The organism is Teichococcus deserti (assembly GCF_001982615.1).
Lineage (GTDB): Bacteria > Pseudomonadota > Alphaproteobacteria > Acetobacterales > Acetobacteraceae > Pseudoroseomonas > Pseudoroseomonas deserti.
Genome location: NZ_MLCO01000526.1, coordinates 1 through 3,103, shown reverse-complemented (window position 1 = coordinate 3,103; position 3,103 = coordinate 1). Strand labels below are relative to the sequence as shown.

Annotated in this window: 6 protein-coding genes; 1 reads left to right on the top strand and 5 read right to left on the bottom strand. The window is 72.4% G+C overall.

Annotated features, from left to right (window positions below):
- The 5 genes from BKE38_RS29735 to BKE38_RS29715 form a co-directional block, all read right to left on the bottom strand.
- Positions 1–712 (bottom strand): PAAR domain-containing protein (locus BKE38_RS29735; RefSeq protein ID WP_207553739.1); only part of this gene is annotated, 712 nt, incomplete at its 3' end.
- A gap of 3 nt (positions 713–715) precedes the next feature.
- Entirely contained in the window at positions 716–1,147 is a 432-nt protein-coding gene (locus BKE38_RS29730) for a DcrB-related protein (RefSeq protein ID WP_076960679.1), read from the bottom strand.
- Between the two features lie 159 nt (positions 1,148–1,306).
- The gene (locus BKE38_RS29725) at positions 1,307–1,999 is read right to left on the bottom strand and encodes a nitroreductase (RefSeq protein WP_076960678.1); all 693 of its coding nucleotides are present in this window, start codon (positions 1,997–1,999) and stop codon (positions 1,307–1,309) included.
- Positions 2,000–2,092: 93 nt separating this feature from the next.
- Positions 2,093–2,326 (bottom strand): hypothetical protein, encoded by a 234-nt coding sequence (locus BKE38_RS29720; RefSeq protein ID WP_076960677.1) that lies wholly within the window; start codon positions 2,324–2,326, stop codon positions 2,093–2,095.
- A gap of 72 nt (positions 2,327–2,398) precedes the next feature.
- Entirely contained in the window at positions 2,399–2,800 is a 402-nt protein-coding gene (locus BKE38_RS29715; protein WP_076960676.1) for a DoxX family protein, read from the bottom strand.
- Between the two features lie 139 nt (positions 2,801–2,939).
- Here BKE38_RS29715 and BKE38_RS32665 point away from each other — a divergent pair, with 139 nt between their 5' ends.
- The gene (locus BKE38_RS32665) at positions 2,940–3,089 is read left to right on the top strand and encodes a hypothetical protein (protein WP_165694330.1); all 150 of its coding nucleotides are present in this window, start codon (positions 2,940–2,942) and stop codon (positions 3,087–3,089) included.
- The last annotated feature ends 14 nt before the right edge of the window (positions 3,090–3,103 follow it).

The window sequence follows — 3,103 nt, the reverse complement described above, 5'->3', positions numbered from 1 at the left end:
CGCCGATGCGAGCGCCGAGCCCGGGCGCGCCGAACTGCTCGCCGATGGCGCCGCCCACCGCGCCGCCGACCTTGCCCATCACCGCGCCGCCCAGCAGCCCGCCGCCCAGGCCCCCCAGCGCCGGGCCGACGCCGACCGCCAGCGCCGCGCCGCCGGTGGCGATGACGGTGCCGACGACAGCGACGCCCAGCAGCGTGTTGCGCAGCCAGGGCGGGATCTCGTCGGCGATCTCCATGCCCGGCGCGGTGGTGGCGGCGCCGCCGATGATCACCGTGCCGCAGCCGCTGGCGATGCTGGCGCCGCAGATCAGCTTGTCGCCCTTGCGCGCCGCCATGCAGCCGTTGACGAAGACGCTGGGGCTGCCCTGGGCGATCAGCGGCGTGGCGTGGAATCCCGCGATGCCGGCACAGGGAGAAATGTCGCGCGTGGCGCGCGCCTGGGGCAGGCCGCCGGTGAAGACGTCGAACGCGCCGGTGATGATGGCGCCGCTGGGCGGGCCCGGGATCAGCTCGCCGATATAGGCGCCGGCCAGCCCGCCGCCGGCGCCGGAGGCGGCGATGCCCGCGCCGATCGCCACCGCCGCGACGCCGCCGGTGCCGACGATGGCCACCGCCGCCGCCGCGATGACGACGCCGGCCACCACCCCCGCCAGCAGCCCGGCCATGGCGCTGCTGTGGTTGATCGGATCGGTGAGCCGGGCGGCTTCAGGCATGGCTCAGCCGGCGGGAAAGCGCAGGCTGGCAAACATCTTTGCGAATGTCTCCTCGACGGCCGGGAAGTCCGACTGCAAGGCCGAGGCGACGATGGAAAAGACCTTGTCGTCAGGCAGAAGAAGGATGACCTGGCGCTGCTGCAGCAGGCCTTCGCCGCTGTGCCAGGTGAACATCATGTCGATGCCCGTGTGCTGCTGCAGCGTCACCGCGCCGCGGCGCAACAGCTGAAAATCCTGCAGGCGGCGGGCGAGCTCGACCAGGGTGCGGTCGGCATAGTCGGCGGCGTTGCGCGCGCCGCCGCCGCTGTCGCGGGTCACCACGAAATTGGGCAGCACCCGCCAGGAACCGGGCGGCGCCGCGAAGGCGGTGATGCTGCGGTCGGTCCAGTCCGACGGATAAGCCAGCTGCAGGTCGCCGGACAGATGCACGGGCACGTGGCGCTCACCCCCTTGTCGCGTCCCGCTCCTTCTAGGCCGGCCGCGAGAAACGTCCGAGGGCCCGGCCGATCAGCTTACGGTGAGGGTCGCGTCAGGCCATGACGGCAGGCGGCGCGGCCGAGCGTGCTGGCAGGCTGGCGGGCATGCGCCGGCCCATCAGCCGGCGTGGAACGTCACGAAGTCCTTCACCGCCTCCCGCGCCGAGACCAGGCGATTGGCGGGCTCCGCCGGGTCGGCCCAGCCCAGCGCCATGCCGCAGACGATGGTCTCGCTGGCGGGGATGCCCAGCTCCCGGCGCAGCACGCCGGGGAAACTGGCGATGGCGGCCTGCGGGCAGGTGTCGAGCCCCTCGGCCCGGGCGGCGATCATGAGGCTCTGCAGGAACATGCCGTAGTCCAGCCAGCTGCCCTGCTCCAGATCGTCGTCGATGGTGAAGACCAGCCCGACCGGCGCGCCGAAGAAGTCGAAGTTGCGGCCCTGCTGGCGCAGCCCCCCTTCGCGGTCGCCACGCGCCACCCCGGCGAGCTCGTAGAGCTGCCAGCCGACCTGGCGGCGGCGGGCCAGGTAAGGCTCGCGCCACCGGGTCGGGTAGTACTCGTATTCGCGCTGCGCCGGCTCCCCGGCCGCATGCGCCGCGGTCAGCGCCGCCGTCAGCCGGGCGAGCGGCGCCCCGGTCACCGCATGCAGCTTCCACGGCTGGATGTTGCTGCCGGATGGTGCCCGGGCGGCGAGCGCCAGGATGGCTTCCAGGGTTTCCCGCGGCACGGACCGGGGCAGGAAACCGCGGATGCTGCGGCGGGAGGTGATGGCCTCCGCCGCGCTCATCGGTGCTGCTGGCTGCGCGGTCATGCCGCCCCCTTTCCCTGGCTTCTGCCGGCAGGCTGGCGCCACGGCGGCCAGGGCGTCAACCGGCAGGGGCCGGTCAGGCGGCCTTGCCCACCTTCATCGGCAGGGCCTGGAGGCGGCGGGGGGCGCCTCGGCGCGCCCGTTCTCGCTGGCAGCGGCGGAGTGGCCGGCGGGGCCCGGCAGGCCCGGCGCATCGTCGCGGGTGAAGGCCAGGGGATGGGCGAAGGGGCGGCCCATGGCGGGAGCGTTGTTGCCGAGGTCATCGACCCCCTGGGCGAACGTCCCGCCCGGCAGCAGCAGAACAACCGAGAACAGGACGCGGCGTGTCATTCGCGCATGGTCCCCGAAGTGGCTCGCCGCGGCCGGGTATCGGCCGCGGCGAGGGGTCATGCGGGTCGCAGCTTACGGCTTGCTGACATCCTTGGACCCGTTCCAGGAACCGCCGCCGGCGACGACGAAATACAGGAACAGGAAGCAGTAGAGGATCGCCGCGTCGCCGCCGTTGTTGACGGGGAAGAAGCTGCGCGGGGCATGCGCCCACCAATAGGCCACCGCCATGGTGCCCGACATGACGAAGGCGGCCGGGCGGACGGCGACGCCGACCAGCAGCAGCAGGCCGCCGACCAGCTCGATGATGCCGGCGAACCAGGGCAGCGACATGGCCGCCGGGCCGTTGCCGCTGGGGAAGGCCGGGAAGCCCAGCAGCTTCTGCGTGCCATGCTCGAGGAAGATCAGCGCGGCGACGATGCGCAGCACCATCAGGGCGCGGGCCGGCCAGACGCTGCCGGGCGAGAAGAAGTCCATTATAGCCTCCGCTGTTGGTTCGATGCCCGCCGAGTGCCCGGGCCAGCTTAAGGTGAGCTTAAGGTGAGCTTAAGGAAACCTGCGCGGCCGCGCCGGCATTGCGAAGCCTGAATGACAACGCCACAAGGAGGGCCTGTCCATGATCAAGCTCGCCGCTGTCGCTGCCCTGGGCCTGCTGCTGGCCGCCTGCACCCCGGCGCCGCGGGTTGGCGAATCCGCCGCCCCGTCGCGCCTCACCGACCAGTCGGGGCCTGCGACCACCACCTATCCCCGCGCCTACAGCCCTTAAGCCAGGTTCAAGAC